The sequence below is a fragment of the Thalassolituus sp. UBA2009 genome, assembly GCF_002335285.1.
GTDB lineage: Bacteria > Pseudomonadota > Gammaproteobacteria > Pseudomonadales > Oceanobacteraceae > Venatoribacter > Venatoribacter alkanivorans.
This window is the reverse complement of the sequence record NZ_DDCJ01000063.1, coordinates 1-6,520: the sequence shown is the minus strand read 5'-3', so window position 1 is coordinate 6,520 and position 6,520 is coordinate 1. Positions and strand designations below refer to the sequence as shown.

The 6,520-nt window shown below is 55.1% G+C and carries 7 protein-coding genes; 6 read left to right on the top strand and 1 reads right to left on the bottom strand.

What is annotated here, in order from left to right; genetic code table 11:
• Positions 1 to 462: DMT family transporter (locus tag B3P58_RS07195; RefSeq protein ID WP_286716671.1), on the bottom strand; the 462-nt coding region annotated here is incomplete at its 3' end.
• Between the two features lie 416 nt (positions 463 to 878).
• On the opposite strand from B3P58_RS07195, the gene B3P58_RS07190 reads away from it, so the two are divergent.
• The 6 genes from B3P58_RS07190 to truD all read left to right on the top strand — a co-directional run bounded on the left by B3P58_RS07190 (position 879) and on the right by truD (position 6,494).
• Positions 879 to 2,507 (top strand): CTP synthase, encoded by a 1,629-nt coding sequence (locus B3P58_RS07190; RefSeq protein ID WP_286716670.1) that lies wholly within the window; start codon positions 879 to 881, stop codon positions 2,505 to 2,507.
• Positions 2,508 to 2,548: 41 nt separating this feature from the next.
• Positions 2,549 to 3,841 (top strand): phosphopyruvate hydratase, encoded by a 1,293-nt coding sequence (eno, locus tag B3P58_RS07185; protein ID WP_225692990.1) that lies wholly within the window; start codon positions 2,549 to 2,551, stop codon positions 3,839 to 3,841.
• A 101-nt stretch (positions 3,842 to 3,942) separates the two neighbouring features.
• Complete coding sequence (locus tag B3P58_RS07180; RefSeq protein WP_145466496.1) at positions 3,943 to 4,260, top strand: FtsB family cell division protein; 318 nt, start codon at positions 3,943 to 3,945, stop codon at positions 4,258 to 4,260.
• On the top strand, positions 4,260 to 4,973 hold the full coding sequence (ispD, locus tag B3P58_RS07175) for a 2-C-methyl-D-erythritol 4-phosphate cytidylyltransferase (protein ID WP_286716669.1): 714 nt from the start codon (positions 4,260 to 4,262) through the stop codon (positions 4,971 to 4,973). Before B3P58_RS07180 ends, ispD begins: the two co-directional genes overlap by 1 nt.
• A 12-nt stretch (positions 4,974 to 4,985) precedes the next feature.
• Entirely contained in the window at positions 4,986 to 5,465 is a 480-nt protein-coding gene (gene ispF / locus B3P58_RS07170) for a 2-C-methyl-D-erythritol 2,4-cyclodiphosphate synthase (protein ID WP_145466494.1), read from the top strand.
• Between the two features lie 33 nt (positions 5,466 to 5,498).
• A complete protein-coding gene (gene truD / locus B3P58_RS07165) occupies positions 5,499 to 6,494 on the top strand; it encodes a tRNA pseudouridine(13) synthase TruD (RefSeq protein WP_286716668.1) in 996 nt (331 codons plus the stop codon).
• The last annotated feature ends 26 nt before the right edge of the window (positions 6,495 to 6,520 follow it).

The following is a 6,520-nucleotide window of genomic DNA, read 5'->3' as shown; positions in this document are numbered from 1 at the left end:
AACGTAGGTCAGAATCAGCGCAACGATATGATGGCGCTGAAAGGTCTGACCAAAAAATAACGCGCCGAGAATAATCACCAGCGTCGGATAGGCGTACAGCATCAGCCGCTCAAGCTGGGCGCTGACATATTCGAGCCCGCGCAAATCCAGATAAGACGCCAGCCAGTAGCCGAGCAGGCCAGTGCCGGCGGCTTTTAACAGCTGCAGTGCAGTCGGTTTTACCGGCAGACGCCTCCAGGCCAGCCAGCCGACAACAACATAGACCGGCATCGCCAGCATCATACGCAGCCACATTAATGGCAGCGCGGTCATGCCCAGGTCGTACAGCCATTTGATGATGATGGGCTTGGTAGAAAACAGAAATGCAGCGCACAGTGCCAGCATCAGGCCGAAGCGGGCTGGGGTTGTGTCTGTGTCGGTTGTTGATGCCGGTATGGGTGTGGCGGGCTCGGTGGCAGCCATGGTTCTCTCCCTGATGGTAAAAGAGGCTGCGGTCTGGGTCGGCTGGCTTGTATAAGGGGGCTTCCCGGCGACGGAGATCCGCAGCCGGTGGGTAAATCAGTTTAAAATCAGACTGTTAACCCGACGGCCGCGCAGGCAGATAGCCACCACTGTTTACCCTTGCTCAGGGATACAGAGACGGCGTGCAGATGTTTGTGCATCTGTTGGCTGCGGAAAGCGTAGCGGGTTGTTGTCATGATAAATTCCGGTCAGTTCCGGTAACTCTTTGTAAGCTGTCAGACTAACAGAGAAAAATGGCTGCTGGAAAGCGCCTTTTGATTTTACCCGGATAGCCTCTTCTGGTATTCTGCCCCCCCATCTTGAGCGAAGGTTCTGTGCCTTCCGTTTTGTATCCATTTCTGTCTCGCGGACCTTCTATGACACGATTTATCTTCGTCACAGGTGGTGTTGTTTCTTCATTGGGGAAAGGCATCGCTTCTGCATCTCTGGCTGCCATTTTGGAAGCCCGTGGCCTTAAGGTCACCATGCTCAAGCTGGACCCGTACATTAACGTCGATCCGGGCACTATGAGCCCGTTCCAGCACGGCGAAGTCTTCGTAACCAACGATGGTGCGGAAACTGACCTCGATCTGGGCCACTACGAACGTTTTATCCGTACCACCATGTCCCGCCGCAATAACTTCACCACCGGTCGTATTTACACCGATGTGCTGGCGAAAGAGCGTCGCGGTGATTATCTGGGCGGTACCGTGCAGGTGATTCCGCACATCACTGACGAAATCAAACGCCGTGTACTCGAAGGCGCTGAAGGTTCTGATGTGGCGCTGGTGGAAATCGGTGGCACCGTTGGTGATATCGAATCCCAGCCATTCCTTGAAGCTGTGCGTCAGATGAAAGTCGAGCTGGGCTCCAAGCGCGCTCTGTCACTGCACCTGACTCTGGTTCCGTACATCGCTACCGCGGGCGAGACGAAAACCAAGCCGACTCAGCATTCTGTTAAAGAAATGCGCACCATCGGTCTGCAGCCGGATGTACTGATCTGCCGCTCCGACCATAAGATCGACGCCTCTGCGCTGCGCAAGATTGCACTGTTCACCAACGTTGAAGAGCGTGCCGTAATTCCGCTGGAAGACGCCGATACCATCTACAAGATCCCACGCATGCTGCACGATGCCGGCCTGGATGATCTGATTGTTGAGAAGTTTGATCTGACCTGTCGCGAAGCAGACCTGTCCGAGTGGGATGTTGTGGCTGATGCCAAACTGAATCCGGAAAAAACCGTCACCATCGCCATGGTCGGTAAGTACATGGATCTGCTGGATGCCTATAAGTCATTGATCGAAGCAATCGATCACGCCGGTATCCACCACAAGGCCAAAGTAAACATCCGTTATATCGATGCCGAAGACGTTGAGCGTAAAGGCGTTGATGTTCTGGCAGGCGTTGATGCGATTCTGGTGCCGGGTGGTTTCGGTAACCGTGGCGTTGAAGGCAAAATCCGCACGGTTCAGTACGCCCGTGAAAACAAAATCCCATACCTGGGTATCTGTCTGGGTATGCAGGTGGCGGTTATTGAATTCGCCCGTAACGTGGTCGGCTGGGACGATGCACAGTCAACCGAATTCAGCAACGATACCAAGCATCCGGTGGTTGGCCTGATCACTGAATGGCAGGACGCTTCCGGTAATGTTGAAACCCGCAGCGAAGATTCTGACCTCGGCGGCACCATGCGTCTGGGCGGTCAGGAATGTGTGCTGACTCCGGAAACAACCACCGCCAAAGCCTACGGTAAAGAACTGATTGTTGAGCGCCACCGTCACCGTTACGAAGTGAACTCTTCACTGGTGCCGGAACTGGAAAAAGCCGGTCTGCGTATTGCCGGACGTTCGGTCGATGGCGAGCTGGTCGAAGTTGTGGAAGTACCGGATCACCCATGGTTTGTGGGTTGTCAGTTCCACCCAGAATTTACCTCGACTCCGCGTGATGGACACGGCCTGTTTTCGGCCTTTATCGCCGCGGCGTTTGATTACAAAGATTCCCATTAATTAAAAAATAGAAAGCCTCTGTTTTCTGGAGACAACCAACTATGGCAAAGATTGTTGATATCAAAGCACGTGAAGTGCTGGACTCCCGCGGTAACCCGACCATTGAAGCGGACGTTATCCTGGAAGGCGGTTTTTTCGGTACAGCCTGTGCACCAAGCGGCGCTTCTACCGGTACCCGCGAAGCACTGGAACTGCGTGATGGCGACAAAAGCCGTTACTTGGGCAAAGGCGTACTGAAAGCCGTTGCCAACGTAAACAACACCATCAAGCCTGCTCTGGTTGGTATGGATGCTCTGGACCAGCGTGCGCTGGACAACAAGATGCTGGAGCTGGACGGTACTGACAACAAGTCTGTACTGGGCGCCAACGCCATTCTGGCGGTTTCTCTGGCGGCTGCCAAAGCGGCTGCTGCGGCCAAAGGTGTTGAACTGTACGTTCACATTGCCGATATCAACGGTACTCCGGGCGTTTACTCTATGCCGGTACCGATGATGAACATCATCAACGGTGGTGAGCACGCGGATAATAACGTCGACATTCAGGAATTTATGGTGCAGCCGGTTGGCGCGCCGTCTTTCGCCGAAGCGCTGCGTTGTGGTGCCGAAATCTTCCACGCGCTGAAAAAAGTACTGTCTTCTCAGGGCCTGAACACCGCCGTGGGTGACGAAGGTGGTTTCGCACCAAACCTGGCCTCTAACGCCGATGCACTGGCTGCGATTAAAGAAGCCGTTTCTGCTGCGGGCTACGAGCTGGGCAACAACGTGACTCTGGCTCTGGACTGTGCGTCTTCTGAATTCTACAAAGACGGCAAGTACGATCTGAAAGGCGAAGGTAAAGTCTTCACCTCTGAAGGTTTCTCTGACTACCTGGCTGAACTGTGCGATCAGTACCCGATCGTTTCTATCGAAGACGGTCAGGACGAATCTGACTGGGCTGGCTGGAAATATCAGACTGAAAAACTGGGTGCCAAAGTACAGCTGGTCGGTGACGATCTGTTCGTAACCAACACCAAGATTCTGGCTGAAGGTATTGAGAAGGGCATTGGTAATTCCATCCTGATCAAGTTCAACCAGATCGGTTCTCTGTCTGAAACTCTGGACGCCATCAAAATGGCGAAAGACGCAGGCTACACCGCTGTGATCTCTCACCGTTCCGGTGAAACCGAAGACAGCACCATCGCCGATCTGGCGGTAGGTACTGCGGCGGGTCAGATCAAGACCGGTTCCCTGTGCCGTTCAGACCGTGTGTCCAAGTACAACCGTCTGCTGCGTATCGAAGAGCAACTGGGTGCCAAAGCACCGTACAAAGGTCGCTCTGAGATCAAAGGTCAGTAATACTGGCTGAACACAAAAAACGGGCTTAATTGCCCGTTTTTTGTTAATGAAGAGCCATACGACGACACCATGAGCGATGCTACCCTGACCGGGAAACGGATATGTCAGACAAACTTATGCCTCATTTTCGCCTGCTGATCTGGCTTGTGCTGCCGGTACTGCTGTTGCTGGTGCTGCAATACCGCATCTGGCTGGATGACAGCGGTGTGGTTGCCAGCCGCCAGTTGCAGCAGCGTATTGCTTTGCTGCGCGAGGATAACGAGGTGCAGCAAAGTGAAAATGACGCTCTGTTGGCTGAAGTTGAAGATCTGCGCCACGGCCAGACGCTGCTGGAAGAAAAAGCCCGCGAAGATCTCGGTCTGGTGCGCGATGGCGAAACCTTTATCCTTTTTGTAGACCCTCCTGCCGGCAAACAATAATGACCACTGCGCGTTACTTTCCTATTTTGCCCGCCGCCGGTGTTGGCAGCCGTATGCAGGCCGACCGACCGAAGCAGTACCTGCCGATTCAGGGACGCTTTCTGCTGGATTACACTCTGGATGCGATTCTCAGTTACCCCGCATTTGAGCAGGCGGTGCTGGTGTTATCGGCCGATGATCCTTACTGGCCGGACAGTGAATACGCCAGTGACGAGCGTATTATCCGTGCTGCCGGTGGCCGTGAGCGCTGCGATTCGGTACTGAACGGTCTGGCCGCACTGCAGGGCATTGCAACAGAGCAGGACTGGGTGGTGGTGCATGATATCGCCCGGCCCTGCCTGCGCCATGGCGATCTGGACAAGCTGCTGAGCGAGTTGGCCGACCCCGGCGCCATTCTGGCTGCGCCAACCCGCGACACCATGAAGCGCGGGGTGCTGCGTGACGGCAAAGTCGTGATTGAGCATACCGTTGAGCGTGAGCAGCTGTGGCATGCATTAACGCCGCAGGTATTCCGTTATGGTCAGCTGCAGCAGGCGTTAACCGCCTGTCTGGCACAGGGTCTGACGGTCACTGATGAAGCATCCGCGATGGAGCAGCAGGGTTATCAGCCATTGCTGGTGGCTGGCCGCTCCGACAATATTAAAGTGACGCGGCGCGAAGATCTGGCGCTGGCGGAACTGTTTTTATCCACCTCTTTATCTCCACATTTCTGAACGAGAGTTGTTATGCGCATTGGTCATGGCTTCGATGTACATGCTTTTGAAGATGGCGATTTTATTACTCTGGGCGGTGTGCAGATTCCGCACAGCCACGGCCTGAAAGCCCATTCCGATGGTGACGTGGCTTTGCATGCGCTGGCCGATGCCCTGCTGGGTGCGGCGGCGCTGGGCGATATTGGCCAGCATTTTCCCGATACCGATGATGCCTGGGCCGGAGCCGACAGCCGTGTGCTGCTGCGCCATGTGGTCGGTCTGATCCGCGATAAAGGCTATCAGGTGGGTAACGTGGATATCACCATCATTGCTCAGGCGCCGAAGATGGCACCGCATATTCAGACCATGCGCGAGTGCATTGCCGCCGATCTGAACGTGCGTCTGGATGATGTGAACGTCAAAGCCACCACCACCGAAAAGCTAGGGTATGTGGGGCGTAAAGAAGGTATTGCCGTACACGCGGTGGCTTTACTGATCACTGCCGCCCGCTGATTTAAATTTTAACGCTGAAAAACGAGAGCCCTTTTGACAACAACACTCCTGCCTGACTGGCCCAACGCTTATCCGCACACCGGTGCCAGCGCCCTGTTGAAACAACAGAATGACGATTTCTGCGTGGAAGAAATTCCGCTGGCGCTGCCCTGTGGTGAAGGCGAGCACGTCTGGCTGCATATTGAGAAGAACGGGGCCAACACCGCCTGGATTGCCAAACGTCTGGCAGCCCATGCGGGAGTTAAGGAAATGGATGTCGGCTACGCTGGCCTGAAAGACCGCAACGCCATAACCCGCCAGTGGTTCAGTATTTATCTGCCAAGGGTCGAAGCGCCGGATTTCAGTGCTCTGAATGATGCCGAAATGACGGTACTGAGTCAGAGCCGCCATTCTAAAAAGCTGCGCCGTGGCGATCTGCTCGGTAACCGCTTTACCATCCGTCTGCGTCAGGTGCAGGGTGAGCGCGCGCTGATTGAAAGCAATCTGGAGCAGATCAAAACACTGGGCGTGCCTAATTATTTTGGTGAGCAGCGCTTTGGTCATGGTGGCGGCAATATTGAATCCGGCCGCGCCATGCTGGCCGGTGAAATCCGTGTGCGTAATCCGGGCAAGAAAAGCATTTATCTGTCCGCCATCCGTTCGCTGATTTTCAACAATGTGCTGGCCGAACGTATCCGTGCCGGACTCTGGGGGCAAACGCTGGCCGGTGATATCGCCGACGACAGCGGCTTAAGCACCGGACCGTTATGGGGCCGGGGCCGCCTGAACAGCACAGATGATGCCTTAGCGCTGGAAAGCCGCGTCGCGGCGGAGCAGCCAGAACTGTGCGATGGTATGGAGCATGCCGGTCTTAAGCAGGAGCGCCGTGCTCTGGCCGCATTGCCTGCCAATCTCAGCTGGCAGTGGCAGGAAGACGCCGGAACGACCGATTTAGTGCTCACCTTTTCACTGGCCGCCGGGTATTATGCGACCTCCGTAATCCGTGAACTGATGCAGGTACAGGCATTAGGGCCTGTTGCCACTAATTGAATCGAGCCTGCTGAGAGCAGGTTTTT

What these genes read in the sequence shown, in the direction of transcription:
- B3P58_RS07190 (WP_286716670.1), top strand. Translation starts at nt 879, where the DNA reads ATGACACGATTTATCTTCGTCACAGGTGGTGTTGTTTCTTCATTGGGG.
- eno (WP_225692990.1), top strand. Translation starts at nt 2,549, where the DNA reads ATGGCAAAGATTGTTGATATCAAAGCACGTGAAGTGCTGGACTCCCGC.
- B3P58_RS07180 (WP_145466496.1), top strand. Translation starts at nt 3,943, where the DNA reads ATGTCAGACAAACTTATGCCTCATTTTCGCCTGCTGATCTGGCTTGTG.
- ispD (WP_286716669.1), top strand. Translation starts at nt 4,260, where the DNA reads ATGACCACTGCGCGTTACTTTCCTATTTTGCCCGCCGCCGGTGTTGGC.
- ispF (WP_145466494.1), top strand. Translation starts at nt 4,986, where the DNA reads ATGCGCATTGGTCATGGCTTCGATGTACATGCTTTTGAAGATGGCGAT.